The sequence below is a fragment of the Acinetobacter sp. NBRC 110496 genome, from assembly GCF_000876115.1.
In the GTDB taxonomy this organism is placed as follows: Bacteria; Pseudomonadota; Gammaproteobacteria; order Pseudomonadales; family Moraxellaceae; genus Acinetobacter.
Genome location: NZ_BBTF01000033.1, coordinates 14,217 through 34,766 on the forward strand (window position 1 = coordinate 14,217; position 20,550 = coordinate 34,766).

Below are 20,550 nucleotides of genomic sequence, written 5' to 3' on the forward strand. Positions count from 1 at the left end.
TGGCTTTAAGGTGCATAAAAGAAGGTTGAGCTCAACCTTCTTTTATGCATATTTCGATTAATCTAGACTTTCTACAATACTGATCATTACATCAGCGCAACCTTGACGGGCAAGGCGTGCTTTTGAATATTCTTCTGAATGATAACAAGCTTCAGCTGTTTTTAAATCATAAAACTCAATAATAACATGACGTTGATATTCTGTGCCTTCTAAGCAAGTCGAGTTGCCGCCTCTGGCAAGAAACGTTGCGCCATATTTTTCAAAAGCCTGCGGTGCTAAAGCCATATATTGTTTATATTGCTCCAGATCATGAACCGTAACGTGTGCAATCCAGTAAGCTGACATTCTTATATCCTTTTGTTCTCTTTAAGGCTTTAACGGCATTTATAGTTCCATTTGAATCATGAACTTTCCAAAATGTTTTTTGCTACTGAGGCAGCTTCGGCAATATGTTCAGCAACAGCCTGTTTGGCCTTCTCAGCATCTTGATGCAAGTAAATGGCTTCACACATATTTTTTATACGTTGATAACCTGAGACTTCACGTTTAGTTGATTTCATGGTCATGGCTCGCAGACGACTAATACGACCATTTAAACGTTGCACCACTTCCCACGCGATGTAATGTTTCGCTGTGGTAAAAATTGTTTCATAGAGCTTTGCTGAGGTTGCAATAATCAAATTAATATCATCCGCAACGAAAGCTTGTTCAAGTTCTGCCAATAGCTGTTTCAATTGCTGAGTGGTTTGATCGGTCAGGTTTTGGGTGCAATCCGCAACAGCACTTTGTTCGAGTAAAAGACGAATTTCATAGATCTGTGACGCAATTTCCCAATCCAGCAATGAAACAATCGGTCCTTTATTGGGCAAGATTTCAACCAGACCCTCGGCTTCCAGATAGCGAATCACCTCGCGGACCACAGAACGGCTTACGCCCAGTTCTTCACACAATGTCCGTTCAACCAGCCTTTTTCCTGAAGGGAAATAGCCTGTAATAATGGCATTACGTAGTTTATCTAGACAAAGCTCGCGTAAAGTCACAGGCGGGTTTTCAATTTTAAGATTCATAGGAATTAATCTTTCCATATTTCAGTAATGCAGAATTTTGTTACATGTTCCTTGCTAAAAATGAGCATAACAAACTCTTGCTTTTTTTTCATTATGTATTATGGTATACCATAATACGAATAGCAAGATGTATTCTCAAGCAAGGAAGAACAATGAATCTAATCCGTAAAACTGTGCTTCATGTGGAAACGACTTATATAGATGGTGGTAAAGAGGCATCAACACCTTTAAAAATGGTTGCAGCCGCTGCAGTGATTAAAAATCCATGGGCAGGACAGGGCTATGTAGAAAACCTAAACCCTGAAATTCGTCGTATTGCTCCGATTCTAAGTGAACATTTAACCAAACTGATTCTTGATGAAGTTGGTTCTGGCGAAGCTGTACAAGCGTTTGGTAAAAGTGCTGTCGTTGGCTTGGAGGGTGAGCTTGAACATGCTTCTGCGCTGATCCATACCTTACATTTTGGTAATACTTACCGCGGTGCAGTCGGCGCAAAATCTTATTTAGCATTTAACAATACTCGTGGCCCCGCAAATGCACCGATTCTAATTCCAATGATGGACAAAAATGATGAGGGACGCCGTTCTCATTATTTGACTTTACAGTTTGCAATCCCAGATGCGCCTGCTGCCGATGAGTTGGTGGTGGTGATTGGTGCAGCAACAGGTGGTCGTCCTCATCACCGTATTGGTGACCGTTATCAAGATTTGGAAGAGTTAGGTCATGATCTCAAAAACCCTGCCGCTATCAAATAATCGTATTGCTCATTATTTTGAACAAGGTGAAGGAGAACCTCTGGTTCTGATCCATGGAGTTGGAATGCAAGCAGCAGCATGGTATCCACAAATTGATTTTTTTTCGAAACATTATCGAGTGATCTCGGTGGATATGCCAGGACATGGACAAAGTACAAAACTTGCAGATGGTGCACCTTTAAAAGCATTTGTCGATTGGGCAATTGAATTTATTACAGCATTGAAGCTCGGTGCAGTGAATTTAGCAGGACATTCGATGGGTTCATTGATTACAGCAGGAGTGAGTGCAACACGCCCTGATTTGATTAAGCGAATGGCTGTATTAAATGGTGTATATCGACGTACAACGACTGCCCGAGATGCTGTTGTCCATCGTGCAGAAGAGTTAAAAACGGGTCATATTGATATTGAAACCCCGTTACAGCGTTGGTTTGGCCAAAGTGAAGCAGAGCAAATCGCTGCTGCGAGAGTTAAATCATGGTTGGAAAATGTGGATTTATCAGGTTATACCACGGCTTATTCTGCATTTGCACATGGCGATGAAACCTATGCAGATGCTTGGGCCAAAATTAAATGTCCAGCACTGGTTTTAACTGGAACAGATGACCCAAATTCGACTGCTGAAATGGCAGTACAAATGGCAAGCCAAGCACTAAATGGCAAGGCCATCGTAATTGAAAATGAACGACATATGGTGAATTTGACCGCCCCAGATAAAGTAAATAATGCAATGCAAGCATGGTTGGAAACCAGCGTCTAAGTTGCTTGATAAAGGAATAAGGCAATGAGTGAAATGGATACGATAAATAAAATACGTGAACTACGTGATGCTTTTGGGTCATTTATGACAGGCGTAACAGTAGTGACCACTTGTAAAGCAGATGGAACCCCATTGGGCTTTACAGCAAATTCTTTTGCTTCGGTGTCTTTGGACCCAGCTTTGCTGCTCGTTAGCATTGCCAAGACATCAAGCAATTATCATAACTTTGCAAATGCTTCGCACTTCGCGATCAATATTTTGGCAGAAGAGCAAAAGGATATTTCAAATACATTTGCACGTCCGAGTGATGACCGTTTTGCCAATTTGGCATGGAGCAAAAGTGCTTTTCAAAATCCTTTGATTGATCATGTCAGTGCTTGGTTTGATTGCACCACATCTCAAATTGTTGATGCTGGTGATCATGCCATTTTGATTGGTAAAGTGGAAAACTTTGCTTCAGCAGGTTTTGCGGGTTTGGGTTATTACCGTGGTGGTTATTTCACACCAGCGAAACTTTCGGCAGAAGTTATTTCAGGGCCAAAAGTTGTAATTAGTTCCATTATGGGACATGAAAATAAAATTTTATTGGAACAGACGGCCGATCAAAAATGGACGATTCCTCATCTCTTGGTTGATAAGGATGGTGCAGATAAAGCACTTGAAAAAATTTTTGCTACTTATCAACCAGATGCTTCTGCCAGCTTTATCTATTCAGTTTATGAAAATATAGAGAATCAGCAACAATACATCTCATTTTTATGTAATACCCCCATCGCCAATGCAACCAAGGGTCAATTTGTTGATTTGAATGATTTAGATCAGCTTAGTTTTGTAGATAGTGCTTTGCAAAGTATGTTGATGCGCTACCGTAAAGAAAATTATCTCAAAACCTATGGAGTTTATTACGGCAATCAAACCAGCGGTACGGTTCGTCAAATTGTTAAAGAGGAAGTTTAACTATGCGTTTTTCATTATTTGTACACATGGAACGTGTTTCTGATCAACAAACGCAGAAGCAGCTTTATGATGAAATGATTGAACTTTGCCAGATTGCGGATCAGGGAGGCATGCATGCGATCTGGACAGGTGAACATCATGCGATGAATTTTACCATTGCACCGAATCCCTTTATTAATCTGGCTGATATTGCGAATAAAACCAAGAATGTTCGTTTGGGTACAGGAACGGTCGTAGCCCCATTCTGGCATCCGATTAAACTTGCAGGTGAAGCAGCTATGACGGACATTATTAGTAATGGTCGTTTAGATATCGGTATCGCACGTGGGGCTTATTCATTTGAATATGAACGAATGATGCCAGGTATGGATGCATGGGGTGCAGGTCAGCGTATGCGTGAAATGATTCCTGCAGTGAAGAACCTATGGAAAGGCGATTATGAGCATAATGGTGAGTTTTGGCAGTTCCCAAAAACTACCTCTGCACCTCAACCATTGCAACAACCCCATCCACCAATTTGGGTGGCGGCGCGTGATCCGAATAGCCATGAGTGTGCAGTTGAAAATGGGTGTAATGTGCAAGTGACTCCATTGCACTTTGGCGATGATGAAGTCGAAAAATTGATGGGACATTTTAATGCCGCTTGTGAAAAGTTTGCAGATGTACCACGTCCTGAAATTATGTTATTGCGCCATACTTATGTCGCTGATAGTGAAGAAGACGCACAAGTTGCAGCAGATGAAATTAATGCATTCTATAACTATTTTGGTGCATGGTTTAAAAATGAGCGTGAAATTAATCAAGGTCTCATTGCACCTATCAGTAAAGAAGAAATGGCTCAACATCCTTTCTATACACCAGAAGCAATGCGTCAAAACAACGTGATTGGTCAAGCACAGGAAGTGATTGACCGTTTAAAAGCCTATGAGGCGATGGGATATAACGAATATTCATTCTGGATTGATACAGGAATGAGCTTTGAACGTAAAAAAGCTTCGTTAGTTCGTATGATCAATGACGTGATGCCTGCATTTGCATAGGAGAGAAGAGCATGACTTCTCAATTCCAGTTATATATTAATGGTCAATTTGAAGACGGTTCTGCCCAGTTTGACAGTATCAATCCGGCAACGGGGCAAGTTTGGGCCAAAATGCCTGAAGCACGTATAGATGAAGTGAATAGAGCAGTTGCTGCGGCATCACAGGCTTTACAAGATAGTGCCTGGGCAGGTTTAACAGCCTCGCAGCGTGGAAAATTGTTATATAAGCTTGCTGACCTAGTCGAAAAAGCGGCGCCTCAACTGGCTCAATATGAAACCAGTGATACTGGTAAAATTATTCGTGAAACATCGAGCCAAATTGCCTATGTCGCTGAGTATTATCGTTATTATGCAGGGATTGCCGATAAGCTTGAAGGCAGTTATTTACCGATTGATAAGCAGGATATGCAGGCTTGGACAATCCGCGAACCTGTCGGGGTAATTGCAGCGATTGTGCCATGGAATAGTCAGCTTTTTCTTTCTGCGGTAAAACTGGGGCCGGCTTTGGCTGCTGGATGTACAGTTGTACTGAAAGCATCAGAAGAGGGTCCAGCACCGTTACTGGCTTTTGCACGCTTAGTGCATGAAGCAGGTTTTCCTGCAGGTGTGGTCAATGTCATTACAGGGTTTGGCCCTGAATGCGGTGCAGTGTTAAGCAGTCATCCAGATGTTGCACATGTGGCATTTACTGGAGGTCCTGAAACAGCACGGCATATTGTCCGTAATTCTGCTGAAAATCTGGCAAAAGTATCGCTTGAGTTAGGTGGGAAATCTCCTTTTATTGTATTTGCTGATGCGGATCTGCAAAGTGCGGTTAATGCTCAAGTTGCTGCAATTTTTGCGGCAACAGGACAGAGTTGTGTTGCAGGTTCACGTTTACTGGTTGAAGCAAGTATTAAAGATGAGTTTGTGCAGCGTCTGATTGAGCGGGTACAAACCATTAAGATTGGTTTGCCTGAAGACATGGCAACGGAATATGGACCCTTATGCACATTAGGTCAGCGTGAAAAAATTGAGCAGGTCGTTGCTAGCTCAATTCAGCAAGGGGCGAAATTATTAACAGGCGGAAAATCATTGCCAAGAGCAGGATATTACTATCCTCCAACGATTCTGGATTGTAGCGATGTTCCGCAGGCAGATTGCGTCATGACTGAGTTATTTGGGCCAGTCTTGTCTGTGGTGAGTTTTAGTAGCGAAGCAGAAGCGGTTCAAAAAGCCAACAATACCCCTTATGGACTGGCAGCAGGTGTGTTTACTAACAACTTAAACCGCGCGCATCGTATGACCAAAGCCATTCGTTCAGGCATTGTCTGGTTGAATACTTATCGCGCCGTTTCTCCACTGGCACCTTTTGGCGGTCATGGTTTATCTGGTCATGGTCGTGAAGGCGGCTCTGATGCCGTACTGGATTACACCACTACAAAAACGGTCTGGTTGCGTACCTCGGATCAACCGATTGATGATCCTTTTGTGATGCGATAACGCTGCAAAAGGTCGAGTTCAGGATTTCTATTTCAAGGATGAAAACATGAGAATGCAGAACGCAGAAATTCCATAAATTCCAAGCTGAGTGAGAAAAGCCAGTTTTTGTTGAGCATGCCCCATGCGTCGACCAAAGCTCTTTTATCTTTTTCCTGAGCTTTCATGCATATCGCTCAACGATGAGCTGAAAAAAACAGAAATAAATGTCAGGTCATCAGGATATGGCACTGGCAAGGCAGGTTGTGAAACCTACGTTTACTCTCACGAATTGATATTGAGGAAATGAGTTCCTCAAAGAGAGATTAAGGATATGAGCCAAAATGAAAAAAATGCTTTCGCGATAGAAAGTCATTCAATTGATTATGTTGATCCTTCAGAACGTCACGGAAAAGTGCGGGACTTATTTACCTTGTGGTTTTGTACCAATATTGCACCTTTGGCTGTGATTACCGGTGCAATGTCCATGTTAACCTTTAAGTTAAGTCTGATCAGTGCGTTGATCGCAATTTGTTGTGGTCATTTTTTTGGTTCAGCTATTCTGGCACTGACTTCAGCGCAGGGACCACAGGTGGGTATTCCCCAAATGATTCAGAGCCGTGCACAGTTTGGACGTTATGGTGCGTTATTGGTTGTATTGTTTACCACATTAATTTATCTCGGTTTTTTTATTTCCAATATTATTCTTTCTGGGAAAACATTGCATACCGTTGTGCCAGCGATTCCTATTTCAACTGCGACGGTGATGGGTGCGATCGCTGCAACAACAATCGGGATTGTGGGCTATCACCTGATTCATAAGTTCAACAAAATTGGTACTTGGTTTATGGGGGGGGCATTGTTAATCGGCCTCATGATCATGATTCCGCATATCAACGCAGAGGTCTTGGCAAAAGGATCGTTTAACCTGAAAGGCTGGTTTGCCATGTTTGGTTTATGTGCGGTCTGGCAAATCAGTTTCTCACCTTATACCTCAGATTATTCGAGATATTTACCTAAAAGTATCGGGATTTATAAGCCCTTTATTTATACCTATTTAGGTGCTGCGCTTGGTACGATCTTTGCGATGAGCTTTGGAACGGTTGCGGTGAGTATTGGCTCGACTACAGATGCCATGGAAGCCGTTAAATCTGGAACAGGGCTATTTGGCTATGTGCTGATGATTTTATTCCTGTGTAATATTATCGGACACAATGCCATGAATTTATATGGTGCGGTGCTGTCTTGTATCACCTCGATTCAAACTTTTGCGGGGCAGTGGATGCCAAGTAAAAATGTGCGTATCAGTTTGTCCATTATTGTTTTAATTCTGGCGACCTTTACTGCACTGTGGGCTTCGAGCAACTTTATCAGTTTCTTCCTCAATATCATTTTTGCCTTGTTATTTATTCTGGTTCCTTGGGTTTCGATTAACTTGCTGGACTTCTATGTCATCAATAAGAAATCTTATGATATTCCATCTATTTTTGCTCAGGACGGCGGCATTTACGGGAAATTCCATACCAAAGCCTTAATCGCCTATTTCTTAGGTATCGTGATTCAGATTCCTTTCCTCACCAATGCTTTCTTTACGGGGCCATTTGCCAATATCGTTCCTGATGTTGATATTTCATGGGTGATTGGTTTGGTGGTGAGCTTCGTGGTGTATTACGCCTTTAATCTCGGAAAGATTAAGTGTAATCGTCCTGCATGCAATGCAAATGCATAAGCGGAACTGGATGAGAAAGGAATCAAAATATGAAAAAAATTGATTTGCAGTTCGCTGTAATCACCGCTTTGCTGGGCATGATTTCGTCAAGTTATGCGGGGATCAGCTTTGGAGACGCGACAGCCGATGCAGGCAAGTTGACGATATCGGGTTATGTACGTGCCAATTATCAAGATAAGGATTTTGGTGAAGCAGCATCTGAACATAAAATACGTTTTGATGCAGCACAGTTAAAACTGGACTATGAACGTGGGCAGTTATTTGGACATGCTGAATATCGTTGCTATCAGTACGATACCTTATGTGATTTTTCGAGTTTGATTGATGCTTATGTTGGCTATCATCTGAATCAGACTGATCAAGTGGTGGTGGGTATGCAATCCATTCCTTTTGGGCCTGCACGGTTCTGGGGAAATAGCTTATATGGCAGTATCAATACCACAGCAGGTTTAGAAGATGTGCATAACCTTGGTTTAAATTATCACTTTGAATTACCGAGCGCGACTCAATTTGATGTAGGTTATTTTGCTACAGATGCAGGTCATTACGAAGGAAGTACGCGAGACTCTGGACGCTATACGGCCAATTATGTGAGCTCAAATGACAGTAGTAAAAGCGATCTACAGGAAAAAAATATGTGGGTGGGGCGTATAACGCAAGATATCTCTTTAGGGTTAACTGGCTTAAGCACCCAAGTTGGCGGCTCTTACTGGACTTCGGAAATTGAAAATAAAACGATGTCTAAAACAGGAAGACGTAACGCCTGGGCATTATTTAGCAAATTTAATTATGGCAATCTGGGACTCACATTAACGGGTGGGAAAAATGATGTCACGAATAAAGACTCATTTGACTCTGCAGCTTCATTAATGGGTTCATACGACAGCGAATATTATGTTGCCAACAAAGCAACGTATTATACGGCTGATATTGGCTATGCCTTTAAAGATGTCAAACAGATTGGCAATATTACGCCTTATTTCATGCATAGCCGTTACAACAAAGATCAGGCTGGTGCACAAGATTCAACCCGTAATATTCTGGGTGTCGCAATCGACCATAAACAGCTTTCTTTGGTTGCTGAATATATCATGAGTAAAAATGATCCCTTTATTGGTGGTACTCAAGGCTCACTGGCGCGGGGGGATGATGGGAAGTGGAACAAATTATTAAACCTGACATTGTTCTATTATTTTTAGGATGAGTCATCAAATTCGGGCGACCGAAAATTTTTTTCAAGATTTATTTGGTATGCCATAATACAAAATGGAATAGTTTCCAGATTTTTCATCATCTGTTGACCTATTCCAACGCCGATACAGGATAACGTGTATGCAACTTCAACAAATGCAATTATTCCACCAACAAGCGCTTATTGCTGGACAGTGGTGTGATGCTGACAACCAGCAAACTTCAGAGATTTATAATCCTGCGACACAAGAAATGATTGGTACTGTGCCGAATATGGGGAAAGCTGAAGCGGATCGTGCAATTCAGGCTGCTGTGAAGCATTGGGCAACATGGAAAAATAAGACAGCCAAAGATCGTTCCATTATTTTAAAGAAATGGTTTGATCTCATGGTCGCACATGCTGATGAGCTGGCATTTATTTTAACCAGTGAACAGGGCAAACCTTTAGCAGAGGCAAGAGGAGAAATCCTATACGCGGCCAGCTTTGTAGAATGGTTTGCAGAGGAAGCAAAGCGAGTCTATGGGGATACTATTCCAAGCCCATATCCTGATGCACGTATTATTGTGAGCAAGCAGCCGATAGGTGTCATTGCCGCGATTACCCCGTGGAATTTTCCAGCAGCTATGATTACCCGTAAAGTTGCACCTGCTTTGGCAGCAGGATGTCCTTGTATTGTAAAACCTGCTCCAGAAACACCTTTTACGGCTTTGGCTTTGGTTGATCTTGCTATTCAGGCCGGTATTCCAGCAGAAATTTTTAGTGTCATCACGGGTGATGCCGTGACCATAGGTGATGCGATTTTTGAAAGTGATGATGTACGCAAGTTCACGTTCACTGGCTCCACGCCTGTGGGGAAATTACTTTACCAGCGTTCAGCTCAGACCTTGAAGAAAGTCTCTCTCGAGTTGGGTGGCAATGCGCCGTTTATTGTGTTTGATGATGCCGATCTGGATGCCGCGATTGAAGGGGCATTGATTGCTAAATATCGCAATGCTGGGCAAACCTGTGTTTGTGTAAATCGTTTTCTGGTTCAGGATGGCATTTATGAACGCTTCATTACCGCATTAAGTGCCAAAGTGAATGCTTTTGCAATTGGTAATGGACTCGAAGCTGGAAATGAAATTGGCCCTTTAATTAATACCAATGCCGTGAAGAAAGTTGAAGCACATGTTGCAGATGCTTTAGCCAAAGCAGGACGTTTAATTACGGGAGGCAAGCGTCATCAGGCGGGAGAGCTTTTTTATGAACCGACGATTATTGCCGATGCAACAACTAAAATGGATGTTGCAACTCAGGAAACCTTTGGGCCTTTAGCCGCAGTTTTTAAATTTGAAACGGAACAGCAGGCGTTAGATATGGCGAATGCGACGGAGTTTGGTCTAGCTGCTTATTGTTATACCAAGGATTTAGGACGAGCATGGCGCATGAGCGAGCAACTTGAATATGGTATGGTAGGAATTAATAAAGGCCTGATTTCCAATGAAGTTGCTCCTTTTGGGGGGATTAAACATTCAGGTTTAGGCCGAGAAGGCTCAAAATACGGCATCGAAGATTATCTTGAAATCAAATACACCTTATTTGGAGGATTGAATCCATGAGCAATGAAAAGTTTGAAAAAGGTTTAGCGATCCGTAAACAGGTGCTTGGGGAAAGCTACGTCAATAATTCAATCAATAATGCGGATGACTTTAACTTACCTTTACAGGAATTAGTCACAGAATATTGTTGGGGAGCCGTCTGGGGGCGTGAGGAATTAAGTAAACCAGAACGCAGCATGATTAATCTGGCTATGATTTCAGCGCTCAATCGTCCGCATGAACTTAAACTTCATGTCAAAGGTGCGTTACGAAATGGTGTGCCAAAAGAAAAAATCCGTGAAGTACTGTTACAGGTTGCAATTTACTGTGGTGTGCCAGCTGCGGTAGACAGTTTCCGGATTGCAAAAGAAGCGATTCAGGAATTTGAACAAGAAAATAACTAGGTGTTTACTTGATTGAACATACTTCAAATTCAAATGATGATGGGTATGTATCAAAATAGTGATAATTTTTATAATTATCAAGCAAATGACAATAAGGATCAAAATTGAAGAATCCTCTAATCAATGCTTATATATTGATAATATTTTCCGTTGTAATTTGGACACATCATTTCATCTTTCATTTGTTTGATTTTTATGGGTGAAGGCATTGCTCACTGTTAAACAAGGAGGTTATTGGGAGAGCAATGCTTTCACTCAAAATCATATAAAATTGAGGCTTATTTGCAAGAGATTGAGAAAGATTGTCCTATTTTGTAGTGTTTTAGAGGGTTTAATGGCTGTGAATCTTGTTTTATTGATCGATCTATCATTTTGTTCATTACACAATCGGGCAAATAACAAAGCAGGATAGAGCAAAAACAGTAAGTTGGATAAATGGCCTATGCTGGCTGAGGGTCAGGCTTTCATTTGTGTTAAACCGTGTATCAAACGATTTCACTACAATTTAAGTCTCAATGTTGCAAAAATAATTCAAAATGTTGCATGGAAGGTTAAAAAATGATCCAAAATAGGCACTACTATTTATTTACTAAATGTTGAATCACTTTACATACTGTCAGATTATTCGGCTTCGGGCTCGGATTGGTGTAAATTATTGCCCATGCCAAAGCCTTTTTTAAAGTGCTTCAGCCAATCCATTTTTCGTACATTTGAGAGAGAGTCTAAAGAGTCAGGTATGTCTGTGAACCCGAGTAAAACCAAAAAACCTTTATATATTCACTATGCTGGAAATGCTCTTTTAGAACTCCCTCTGCTAAATAAAGGCTCTGCATTTTCTGAAGAAGAACGCGAGAATTTTAACTTACATGGCCTCGTTCCATACAATATTGAGAATATTGAAGAGCAGACCCAGCGTTCGTATCAACAGTACCTTTCATTCGATAGCGACTTGAATAAGCATATTTATTTGCGAAATATTCAAGATACCAATGAAACGCTGTTCTATAATTTATTGAGTCAGCATTTAGATGAAATGCTGCCGATCATTTATACGCCTACCGTTGGCGAAGCTTGTCAGCGCTTTTCGGATATCTACCGTCGCCATCGTGGTATTTTTATTTCCTATCCAGAACGTCAATACATCGATCAAATTATCCATAACGTCAACAAGAAAAACGTTAAGGTGATTGTGATTACCGATGGTGAGCGTATTTTAGGTCTAGGCGATCAGGGTATTGGTGGCATGGGCATTCCAATTGGTAAATTGTCGCTCTATACCGCATGTGGGGGGATTAGTCCTGCCTATACCTTACCGATTACCATTGATGTCGGAACCAATAACCAAGAATTGCTGGATGACCCAATCTATATGGGTTGGAAACAGCCACGTATTCGTGGCGAGCAATATTATGAATTTGTTGAGCAAATTATTACGGCAGTGCGTCAACGCTGGCCAGATGTGTTGATTCAGTTCGAAGATTTTGCACAAACCAATGCTATGCCTTTATTGACTCAATACCGCGATAAAATTTGTTGTTTCAATGATGACATTCAGGGCACTGCCGCAGTGACGGTTGCGACCTTGATTGCCGCATCGCGCGCGCAAGGCAAACAATTGAAAGACCAAACCGTTACTTTTGTCGGAGCAGGTTCAGCAGGTTGCGGGATTGCAGAACAGATCGTCAGACAAATGATGGATGAAGGTCTGAGTGATCACGAAGCACGTTCACGTATCTTTATGGTGGATCGTTTTGGATTGATGACCGATCAGCAACCGAATTTACTCAACTTCCAGCAAAAACTGGCAACACCTGTCGATGCAATTGCGACTTGGGAATATAGCGGTGACAATGTCGCTTTATTGGATGTGGTGAAAAATGCCAAACCGAGTATCTTGATTGGTGTTTCTGGTCAGGCTGGCCTGTTTAGTGAAGAAGTGATCAAAACCTTAGCCAAATACTATAAACATCCGATTGTGTTGCCTTTGTCGAACCCGACCTCACAGGTTGAAGCACAGCCAAAAGATATTATCGAGTGGACCCAAGGTGCTGCAATTGTGGCAACAGGCAGTCCATTTGCACCCGTCTATTACCAAGGTAAGATATATAGCATTGCACAATGCAATAACTCCTATATTTTCCCAGGGATTGGTTTAGGCGTGATTGCATGTGGCGCAACTCATATCAGCGATTCGATGTTGATGGCTGCAAGTACCGCCTTGGCCGATTGTTCACCACGTTTGAAAAATGCAGCAGCAGACTTATTGCCGAATATCAATGATATTCAACAAGTGTCAAAATTTATTGCTTTTAAAGTAGCAAAAGCGGCCATGGCTGATGGCTTGGCAGTACCGTTGAGCAATGATGTCTTGAAACAAGCGATTGAAGATAATTTCTGGACACCTGAATATCGTAGTTATCGCCGTGTCAGTTATTAAGCCATGAGCTGATACAAAAAAGGGACTCTGAATAGAGTCCCTTTTTTTAGGTTTTGTAGGTGGAGAGTAAAATGCTGGTTTCACTATTATAAATGCCTGAAATATTTCGGATTCGTTCCAATGCTTTATCGAAATTCTCTAAGCTGTCGGATTGGAGTTCCACCAGCAGATCCCACTTGCCATTAGTGGTATGTAGACGTTCCACAGCGGACTCTAGGCGCAACTCCCGAATAACAGCCTGAGCCCGTGTACCTTCCACCATAATATTCATCCAGGCCCGGATAATATTCTTCTCTGCATTTGGACGGAACCGTACTGTATAACCTGTGATGACACCCGTGGACTCCATGTATTCAATTCGCTTTTGTACTGTGGCGCGTGACACACGTGTTTTTGCTGCTAAGTCGGTAATTGACATCCGTGCATTGTCTTTGAGTAATCCTAATATAATATGATCGATATTGTTCATTTTGATATTTACTATTAGCAAAGTGATAAAAAATAATTCATTTTAATCATTATAACAAATTTTGTGAATCAATTTGATTCTTAATAATAATGACTATACAGCACCCCAAGCATTTTTACTTTTGCAGAAAAGAACAAAAATGCACACCAAGGAGGATGGGGTAGGATGCCCTGAAACAAAGGGAATCTGTGAACAACAGGGACAATGGATTAATTAAGGAATAGATGATGTCTTTATCATATGCGGCTCAAAATGGCAGTGCTTGGCAAACTTTTCTCACTCAGGTCGATCGAGTGGCACCTTATTTGGATGCCGACCTCAGCAACTTTGTCAATACACTGAAAACGCCAAAACGTACCCTAATTGTCGATGTACCAATCGTAATGGATGATGGCTCAATCCGTCATTTTGAAGGTTATCGCGTACAACACAATTTATCACGTGGTCCAGGTAAAGGCGGTATTCGTTATCATCAAGATGTTGAATTGAACGAAGTCATGGCATTGTCTGCATGGATGACCATTAAAACCGCGGTACTTAATTTACCATTCGGTGGGGCTAAAGGTGGTATTCGCGTGAATCCAAAAGAGCTTTCACCACGTGAATTAGAACGTTTAACCCGCCGTTTTACCAGTGAAATCAGCCCAATTATTGGTCCACAAATTGATATTCCTGCACCCGATGTTGGTACCAATGCCAACATCATGGGCTGGATGATGGATACCTATTCAAGTATTAAAGGTCATACCGTCACGGGTGTGGTAACAGGCAAACCTGTACATTTAGGTGGTTCACTTGGCCGCGTTCGTGCCACAGGCCGCGGTGTATTTGTAACGGGTATGCAAGTTGCAGAACGTATTAAATTACCTGTTGAAGGCAGCAAAGTCGCTGTACAAGGCTTTGGTAACGTGGGCAATGAAGCAGCCTATTTGTTTAGCCATGCAGGTGCAAAAATTGTTGCGGTACAAGACCACACAGGCACGATTTTTAATGCAGAAGGCCTGGATGTAAAAGCACTACAAAAACATGTGGTGGAAACTGGTGGAGTGAAGGGCTTTGCAGATTCAACCGTGATTTCAGATGAGGAATTCTGGACGGTCGAGATGGACATCCTGATTCCAGCAGCATTAGAAAGTCAGATTACCGTTGAACGCGCACAAAAACTAAAAGCCAAAATCGTACTTGAAGGCGCCAACGGCCCAACTTATCCAGAAGCCGATGACGTGTTTGTCAGTCGTGACATTACCGTTGTACCTGATGTGATCTGTAACGCAGGTGGTGTAACCGTCAGTTATTTTGAATGGGTTCAAGATATGGCGAGTTACTTCTGGAGCGAAGACGAGATCAATGAACGTCTAGACAAACTGATGATCCAAGCCATTGCTGATGTCTGGAATACTGCAGCACAGAAAGAATGTAGCTTGCGGACAGCAGCATATATCTTGGCCTGTGAGCGTATTCTGAAAGCGCGCAAAGAGCGCGGTATTTTCCCAGGTTAAGCAATTCAAAAAATGAAAGTAAAGGGCTTGTTGAGCATTCAACAAGCCTGAAGATTAAACAGGAAGTGAGTAAATAAAATGAGCGAAGTCGCAATTACACGTAGTAACTTTAATGAGTGGATGGTTCCCGTTTTTGCCCCGGCAAATTTCATTTTAGTGCGTGGCGAAGGTTCACGTCTGTGGGATCAAAACGATAAAGAATATATTGATTTTGCAGGTGGGATCGCGGTAAATGCTTTAGGCCATGCACATCCTGTTGCAGTAAAAGCCTTGACTGAGCAAGCGCAAAAATTGTGGCATATCGGCAATGGTTATACCAATGAACCAGTATTACGCCTCGCGAAACAATTGGTCGACAGCACTTTTGCCGATAAGGTCTTTTTCTGTAACTCTGGTGCCGAAGCCAATGAAGCCGCATTAAAACTGGCGCGTAAAGTGGGTTTACTCAGTGGCAATGCAAATAAGAACCAGATCGTAGCCTTTAAAAATGCCTTTCATGGTCGTACCTTATTTACCGTAACAGCGGGCGGTCAGCCAAAATATTCTCAAGATTTTGCACCTTTACCAGGTGGCATTGAACATACTGCTTTTAATGATCTTGAAGCTGCGAAAGCCGTAATTACTGACAACACCTGTGCGGTGATTGTAGAACCGATTCAAGGTGAAGGCGGTGTTCTTCCTGCAAATATTGAGTTCTTAAAAGGTTTACGTGCACTCTGTGATGAAAAAGGTGCGGTACTGATTTTTGATGAGGTACAAACTGGTGTTGGTCGTACAGGTTCCTTATATGCCTACATGAACACGGGTGTTACGCCTGATATTTTAACCACGGCAAAAGCATTGGGTGGTGGTTTTCCAATTGGTGCAATGATCACCACAGACCACTATGCCAACATGTATGCAGTAGGCGATCACGGGACCACCTATGGTGGTAACCCATTGGCTTGTGCGGTGGCAGGTGCGGTATTTGAATTGATCAATACGCCTGAAGTCTTAGACGGCGTTAAACAACGTCATCAATATTTCATTGATGCCCTAAATAAAATCAATGCGGAATATGGATTGTTCAAAGAAATTCGTGGGCAAGGTCTATTGATTGGCTGTGTGCTGAAAGATGAGCATGCAGGCAAAGCCAAAAATATCGTTACACTGGCGGGTGAAGAAGGATTACTGGCTTTGGTTGCGGGCGCCGATGTGGTTCGTTTTACTCCTTCACTGATCATTCCACAACAGGATATTGATGAAGGTCTAAACCGTTTTACCCGTGCATTAGCACGTCTCTAAGTCTGCCGTGAGCATCTGCCCATGATGATTGTTCGACATGCAGCGCATCGGGACTTAGATGATATTTATCGTTTAGCGCAACGAGCGGGGGAGTCTGGCATTGGTCTGACTTCCTTACCCCCAAATAAAGACATCTTGGCTGAACGTATTACACGTACCACTCGCACTTTGGATGGCTTAGCCGAAAAGTGTGAGGCAAGTTATCTGTTTGTATTGGAAGACACCAGCATTCACAAAATTGTGGGTGTCAGTGCAATTGAAGTCGCTGTTGGATTGAATGAGCCCTTTTACAACTTTCGTGTGGCAAAGCAGGTGCATGCATCTAAAGCTTTAAATGTATATAAGGCTTTTGACACCTTGTTTTTAAGTAATGACCATACGGGCTGTAGTGAACTGTGTACTTTGTTCCTTGACCCTGAATATCGCAAAAATCAGAACGGTAAGTTTTTATCTAAAATTCGTTTTCTGTTTATTGCAGCATTCCGTAGTTTTTTTGAAGAAAGACTGATTGCTGAAATGCGGGGCTTTTCTGATCAAAATGGGCATTCACCATTTTGGGATTCGTTAGGCAACCTATTTTTTAATATGGATTTTGCGGCTGCGGATTATTTAAGTGGAACTGGACAGAAAGTCTTTATTGCGGAACTGATGCCAAGATTTCCCGTCTACGTAGACTTGCTGAGCTTAGAGGCTCGTCGGGTGATTGCAGAAGTACATCCACATACCCTGCCAGCAGCAAAGGTGTTGATGTCAGAAGGTCTTAAATATCAAGGCTATGTCGATATTTTTGATGCAGGTCCAACCTTGGAAGCCAATACTGCCGATTTACGGGCAGTGAATGAAAGCCGTTTGCTCAAAGTCAGCATTGTTGAGCAAGTTGAAACCACAGAAACACATTACTTGGTTGCCAACGACCAATATAAAGATTACTGCGTGTTGCTGATGATGAACAAAGTCAGCGAGAGCGATACGTTGCAATTAACAGTTGCACAAGCTCAAGCTCTGAATGTCAATGAACAGGATGAAGTGCGCGTTTTAGCATTAGAAAAAATGGAGAACAACTAATGTCACAAGGTACATTATTGATTGATGGTGCTTGGGTCCAAGGACAAGGAGCCGCATTTCAAAAAACAAACCCCGTTAACAATCAGCAAATTTGGGTGGGACATGAAGCAAGCCAAGCTGATGTGAATCAGGCGTGTGATGCAGCAAGACAGGCTTTCCCGGCATGGGCACGCTTAGCACTGGAAGATCGTATTGCGATTATTGAACGTTTTGCTGCTTTAGTTGAACAGAATAAAACCCAATTGGCTGAAGTGATTAGTCAGGAAACCAGTAAACCGCTTTGGGAAACTTTGACTGAAGTACAATCGATGGTTGGTAAAGTGGCGATTTCGATTCGCGCCTATCATCAACGTACGGGTTTTAGTGAAACTGAAATGCCAGACGGGATTGCTTCTTTACGTCATCGTCCACACGGTGTACTTGCGGTATTTGGTCCTTATAACTTTCCGGGTCATTTGCCCAATGGTCATATTGTTCCTGCATTGATTGCAGGTAATACGGTGGTATTTAAGCCAAGTGAACTCACACCTTGGACGGCTGAAGAAACTGCAAAATTATGGCAACAGGCAGGTCTGCCAAAAGGTGTGCTGAATATTGTACAAGGTGGACGTAGTACTGGAGAGGCATTGGCTGCCGCTGAACAGATTGATGGTTTACTGTTTACCGGTAGTGCCAATACGGGTTATCACTTGCATAAGCAAATGGCTGGTGCGCCTGAAAAAATTCTTGCTTTGGAAATGGGCGGTAATAATGCCCTGATTATTGATGAAGCCAGTGATATTGATGCCGTAGTGAACTTAGCAATCCAGTCTGCTTTTGTTTCTGCGGGGCAACGTTGTACTTGTGCGCGCCGTATTATTGTCAAGCAAGGTGCCAATGGAGATGCCTTCATTCAACGTTTTGTGGATGTGGCTAAAAATCTGGTGGTGGGGGCGTGGAATGCTGAACCACAACCGTTTATGGGTGGGGTCATTTCTGCACATGCGGCTGAACAAATGTTAGCGGCACAAAGCAAATTGATTGCTCTGGGTGCCAAACCGCTGTTAGAAATGACACGTCCACAAGCAGACAGCTCATTACTCACTGCTGGCATTTTAGATGTAACGCAAGTCAATGCCATTCCTGATGATGAATACTTTGGACCACTTACTACAATTTATCGTTACCACAATTTTGATGAGGCCTTAAACATTGCCAATAACACCCGTTTTGGTTTGGCCGTAGGTTTGGTTTCATCTGACCGTGATTTGTTTGAGCGTGTACTGATTGAGGCACGTGCGGGGATTGTGAACTGGAATAAGCCATTGACAGGTGCTTCAAGTGCAGCACCTTTTGGTGGGGTCGGTGCTTCGGGTAACCACCGTGCCAGTGCCTTCTATGCCGCAGATTATAGCGCGTGGCCAATGGCATCACTGGAAAGTGAGGGCGTTAGCTTACCTTCAAAATTATCACCGGGCATTGTGCTGTAAGTCAGCGGGTATCGGGACACAGGGAGAAGAACATGTCAGGTTATGAAATCAATTTTGATGGTTTGGTTGGGCCGACGCACCATTATGCAGGCTTATCATTCGGTAATGTTGCATCGACTAAAAACCGTAATAATGCATCAAATCCGAAATTAGCCGCAAAACAAGGCTTGAAAAAAATGAAGGCGCTTGCGGATTTAGGTCTCAAGCAAGGGGTATTTGCACCACAAGAACGCCCACATGTGCCAACGCTGCGCCGTTTGGGCTTTACCGGCAGTGATATTGATGTCATTACCCAAGCCATGCGTACTGCGCCAGCCTTATTGTCATCACTGAGTTCAGCATCATCGATGTGGACCGCCAACTCATGTACGGTGTCTCCATCGGCAGATAGTGCTGATGGGCGTATGCATTTTACTGCGGCAAACTTAAATAATAAGTTTCATCGATCAATTGAGCATCATACGACCACCCGTATTCTTCAAGCCATGTTCAATAATGATGTATATTTCGCGCACCATGAAGCCTTGCCAGAAGCAGCTTTATTTGGGGATGAAGGTGCAGCCAATCATAACCGTCTTGGTGGCGCATACGATCAGGCAGGTGTACAGGTTTTTGTCTATGGACAACAGCAACTGGGTGGAACGGTTGCACCGCAGAAATTTCCTGCGCGTCAAACCCGTGAGGCAAGTGAAGCAATTGCACGTTTACATCGTTTAGATGCGAAACGCACAGTGTTCATACAGCAGAATCCAGATGTGATTGATCAAGGTGTATTTCATAACGACGTGATCGCCGTGAGTAATCAGCAGGTGTTATTCCATCATCAACAGGCATTTTTGAATCAGGCTGCGGCCTTGGATGACATCCGTAGAAAAATGACGGGGATCGAGCAAGAGTTTATTTCGATTGAAGTACCAGACAATCGTGTGACGGTAGAAGATGCGGTTTCAACGTATCTATTTAATAGCCAGATTTTAACGCGTGCTGATGGTGGCATGAGCATTGTGGTACCAGAAGAATCACGTCAAAACCAAGCCGTATGGAGCTATTTGACTGACATGATTCAAATGGGAACGCCAATTGATGACATTAAGGTGTTTGATTTGCGTGAAAGTATGCGTAATGGCGGTGGACCAGCATGTTTGAGATTGCGGGTTGCTGTGAATGAAGCTGAACTGAATGCCGTAAATCCGAACTTGTTTATGAATGATGCTTTGTTCAAAACCTTAAATCAGTGGGTGGATCAGCATTATCGTGATGAATTAACGCAGGATGATCTGGCTGATCCAAGTTTATTGATTGAGAGCCGTACGGCACTGGATGAGCTCACAAAAATTTTGGCATTAGGTTCGGTTTATCACTTCCAGAGATAAAACCTTCAATAACAGC

The 20,550-nt window shown here is 42.6% G+C and carries 18 protein-coding genes; 15 read left to right on the forward strand and 3 right to left on the reverse strand.

Annotated elements, in window-relative coordinates:
* Window positions 1–57: 57 nt before the first annotated feature.
* Window positions 58–345, reverse strand: coding sequence for a DUF1330 domain-containing protein (locus tag Aba26S_RS14610; RefSeq protein WP_043972971.1), 288 nt, complete (start codon window positions 343–345; stop codon window positions 58–60).
* Between the two features lie 56 nt (window positions 346–401).
* Window positions 402–1,067, reverse strand: coding sequence for a GntR family transcriptional regulator (locus Aba26S_RS14615; RefSeq protein ID WP_010589964.1), 666 nt, complete (start codon window positions 1,065–1,067; stop codon window positions 402–404).
* 152 nt (window positions 1,068–1,219) lie between these two features.
* On the opposite strand from Aba26S_RS14615, the gene Aba26S_RS14620 reads away from it, so the two are divergent.
* From Aba26S_RS14620 to Aba26S_RS14665, 10 genes are all read left to right on the forward strand, one after another.
* Window positions 1,220–1,822 carry an amino acid synthesis family protein gene (locus tag Aba26S_RS14620; protein ID WP_005238915.1) on the forward strand — a complete coding sequence of 201 codons (603 nt, stop codon included), beginning with the start codon at window positions 1,220–1,222 and terminating at the stop codon, window positions 1,820–1,822.
* The gene (locus Aba26S_RS14625) at window positions 1,791–2,582 is read left to right on the forward strand and encodes an alpha/beta fold hydrolase (protein WP_043972974.1); all 792 of its coding nucleotides are present in this window, start codon (window positions 1,791–1,793) and stop codon (window positions 2,580–2,582) included. Before Aba26S_RS14620 ends, Aba26S_RS14625 begins: the two co-directional genes overlap by 32 nt.
* A 24-nt stretch (window positions 2,583–2,606) precedes the next feature.
* Window positions 2,607–3,539, forward strand: coding sequence for a flavin-dependent trigonelline monooxygenase reductase component (gene tgnA / locus Aba26S_RS14630; RefSeq protein ID WP_043972977.1), 933 nt, complete (start codon window positions 2,607–2,609; stop codon window positions 3,537–3,539).
* Between the two features lie 2 nt (window positions 3,540–3,541).
* Window positions 3,542–4,579: a flavin-dependent trigonelline monooxygenase oxygenase component gene (gene tgnB, locus Aba26S_RS14635; protein ID WP_043972980.1), complete on the forward strand. Its 1,038-nt coding sequence runs from the start codon at window positions 3,542–3,544 to the stop codon at window positions 4,577–4,579.
* Window positions 4,580–4,590: 11 nt separating this feature from the next.
* Window positions 4,591–6,060, forward strand: coding sequence for a (Z)-2-((N-methylformamido)methylene)-5-hydroxybutyrolactone dehydrogenase (gene tgnC, locus Aba26S_RS14640; RefSeq protein ID WP_043972982.1), 1,470 nt, complete (start codon window positions 4,591–4,593; stop codon window positions 6,058–6,060).
* 310 nt (window positions 6,061–6,370) lie between these two features.
* Entirely contained in the window at window positions 6,371–7,765 is a 1,395-nt protein-coding gene (locus Aba26S_RS14645) for a cytosine permease (RefSeq protein WP_043972985.1), read from the forward strand.
* 29 nt (window positions 7,766–7,794) lie between these two features.
* The gene (locus Aba26S_RS14650) at window positions 7,795–8,964 is read left to right on the forward strand and encodes a hypothetical protein (protein WP_043972987.1); all 1,170 of its coding nucleotides are present in this window, start codon (window positions 7,795–7,797) and stop codon (window positions 8,962–8,964) included.
* Between the two features lie 133 nt (window positions 8,965–9,097).
* Window positions 9,098–10,555: an NAD-dependent succinate-semialdehyde dehydrogenase gene (locus Aba26S_RS14655; RefSeq protein ID WP_005238907.1), complete on the forward strand. Its 1,458-nt coding sequence runs from the start codon at window positions 9,098–9,100 to the stop codon at window positions 10,553–10,555.
* Window positions 10,552–10,938, forward strand: coding sequence for a carboxymuconolactone decarboxylase family protein (locus Aba26S_RS14660; RefSeq protein WP_004771163.1), 387 nt, complete (start codon window positions 10,552–10,554; stop codon window positions 10,936–10,938). Before Aba26S_RS14655 ends, Aba26S_RS14660 begins: the two co-directional genes overlap by 4 nt.
* 736 nt (window positions 10,939–11,674) lie before the next feature.
* Complete coding sequence (locus Aba26S_RS14665; RefSeq protein WP_005238906.1) at window positions 11,675–13,375, forward strand: NAD-dependent malic enzyme; 1,701 nt, start codon at window positions 11,675–11,677, stop codon at window positions 13,373–13,375.
* 46 nt (window positions 13,376–13,421) lie between these two features.
* Here the strand turns inward: Aba26S_RS14665 and Aba26S_RS14670 are convergent, their stop codons facing one another.
* Complete coding sequence (locus Aba26S_RS14670) at window positions 13,422–13,844, reverse strand: Lrp/AsnC family transcriptional regulator (RefSeq protein WP_005238904.1); 423 nt, start codon at window positions 13,842–13,844, stop codon at window positions 13,422–13,424.
* 224 nt (window positions 13,845–14,068) lie between these two features.
* Here Aba26S_RS14670 and Aba26S_RS14675 point away from each other — a divergent pair, with 224 nt between their 5' ends.
* The 5 genes from Aba26S_RS14675 to astB all read left to right on the forward strand — a co-directional run bounded on the left by Aba26S_RS14675 (window position 14,069) and on the right by astB (window position 20,534).
* A complete protein-coding gene (locus Aba26S_RS14675) occupies window positions 14,069–15,343 on the forward strand; it encodes a Glu/Leu/Phe/Val dehydrogenase (RefSeq protein ID WP_026040178.1) in 1,275 nt (424 codons plus the stop codon).
* A 78-nt stretch (window positions 15,344–15,421) separates the two neighbouring features.
* Window positions 15,422–16,627 carry an aspartate aminotransferase family protein gene (locus tag Aba26S_RS14680; protein WP_043972994.1) on the forward strand — a complete coding sequence of 402 codons (1,206 nt, stop codon included), beginning with the start codon at window positions 15,422–15,424 and terminating at the stop codon, window positions 16,625–16,627.
* A 21-nt stretch (window positions 16,628–16,648) separates the two neighbouring features.
* Window positions 16,649–17,692 (forward strand): arginine N-succinyltransferase, encoded by a 1,044-nt coding sequence (gene astA, locus Aba26S_RS14685; protein WP_005238899.1) that lies wholly within the window; start codon window positions 16,649–16,651, stop codon window positions 17,690–17,692.
* Window positions 17,692–19,161 carry a succinylglutamate-semialdehyde dehydrogenase gene (astD, locus tag Aba26S_RS14690; protein ID WP_043972995.1) on the forward strand — a complete coding sequence of 490 codons (1,470 nt, stop codon included), beginning with the start codon at window positions 17,692–17,694 and terminating at the stop codon, window positions 19,159–19,161. The genes astA and astD overlap by 1 nt, the downstream gene beginning before the upstream one ends.
* Before the next feature lie 32 nt (window positions 19,162–19,193).
* Window positions 19,194–20,534 carry an N-succinylarginine dihydrolase gene (gene astB, locus Aba26S_RS14695; protein WP_043972997.1) on the forward strand — a complete coding sequence of 447 codons (1,341 nt, stop codon included), beginning with the start codon at window positions 19,194–19,196 and terminating at the stop codon, window positions 20,532–20,534.
* The last annotated feature ends 16 nt before the right edge of the window (window positions 20,535–20,550 follow it).

What these genes read in the sequence shown, in the direction of transcription:
- Aba26S_RS14680 (WP_043972994.1), top strand. Translation starts at nt 15,422, where the DNA reads ATGAGCGAAGTCGCAATTACACGTAGTAACTTTAATGAGTGGATGGTT.
- tgnA (WP_043972977.1), top strand. Translation starts at nt 2,607, where the DNA reads ATGAGTGAAATGGATACGATAAATAAAATACGTGAACTACGTGATGCT.
- Aba26S_RS14610 (WP_043972971.1), bottom strand. Translation starts at nt 345, where the DNA reads ATGTCAGCTTACTGGATTGCACACGTTACGGTTCATGATCTGGAGCAA.
- Aba26S_RS14625 (WP_043972974.1), top strand. Translation starts at nt 1,791, where the DNA reads ATGATCTCAAAAACCCTGCCGCTATCAAATAATCGTATTGCTCATTAT.
- astA (WP_005238899.1), top strand. Translation starts at nt 16,649, where the DNA reads ATGATGATTGTTCGACATGCAGCGCATCGGGACTTAGATGATATTTAT.
- Aba26S_RS14650 (WP_043972987.1), top strand. Translation starts at nt 7,795, where the DNA reads ATGAAAAAAATTGATTTGCAGTTCGCTGTAATCACCGCTTTGCTGGGC.
- Aba26S_RS14665 (WP_005238906.1), top strand. Translation starts at nt 11,675, where the DNA reads ATGTCTGTGAACCCGAGTAAAACCAAAAAACCTTTATATATTCACTAT.
- astB (WP_043972997.1), top strand. Translation starts at nt 19,194, where the DNA reads ATGTCAGGTTATGAAATCAATTTTGATGGTTTGGTTGGGCCGACGCAC.
- Aba26S_RS14655 (WP_005238907.1), top strand. Translation starts at nt 9,098, where the DNA reads ATGCAACTTCAACAAATGCAATTATTCCACCAACAAGCGCTTATTGCT.
- Aba26S_RS14660 (WP_004771163.1), top strand. Translation starts at nt 10,552, where the DNA reads ATGAGCAATGAAAAGTTTGAAAAAGGTTTAGCGATCCGTAAACAGGTG.
- tgnB (WP_043972980.1), top strand. Translation starts at nt 3,542, where the DNA reads ATGCGTTTTTCATTATTTGTACACATGGAACGTGTTTCTGATCAACAA.
- Aba26S_RS14645 (WP_043972985.1), top strand. Translation starts at nt 6,371, where the DNA reads ATGAGCCAAAATGAAAAAAATGCTTTCGCGATAGAAAGTCATTCAATT.
- astD (WP_043972995.1), top strand. Translation starts at nt 17,692, where the DNA reads ATGTCACAAGGTACATTATTGATTGATGGTGCTTGGGTCCAAGGACAA.
- Aba26S_RS14675 (WP_026040178.1), top strand. Translation starts at nt 14,069, where the DNA reads ATGATGTCTTTATCATATGCGGCTCAAAATGGCAGTGCTTGGCAAACT.
- tgnC (WP_043972982.1), top strand. Translation starts at nt 4,591, where the DNA reads ATGACTTCTCAATTCCAGTTATATATTAATGGTCAATTTGAAGACGGT.
- Aba26S_RS14670 (WP_005238904.1), bottom strand. Translation starts at nt 13,844, where the DNA reads ATGAACAATATCGATCATATTATATTAGGATTACTCAAAGACAATGCA.
- Aba26S_RS14615 (WP_010589964.1), bottom strand. Translation starts at nt 1,067, where the DNA reads ATGAATCTTAAAATTGAAAACCCGCCTGTGACTTTACGCGAGCTTTGT.
- Aba26S_RS14620 (WP_005238915.1), top strand. Translation starts at nt 1,220, where the DNA reads ATGAATCTAATCCGTAAAACTGTGCTTCATGTGGAAACGACTTATATA.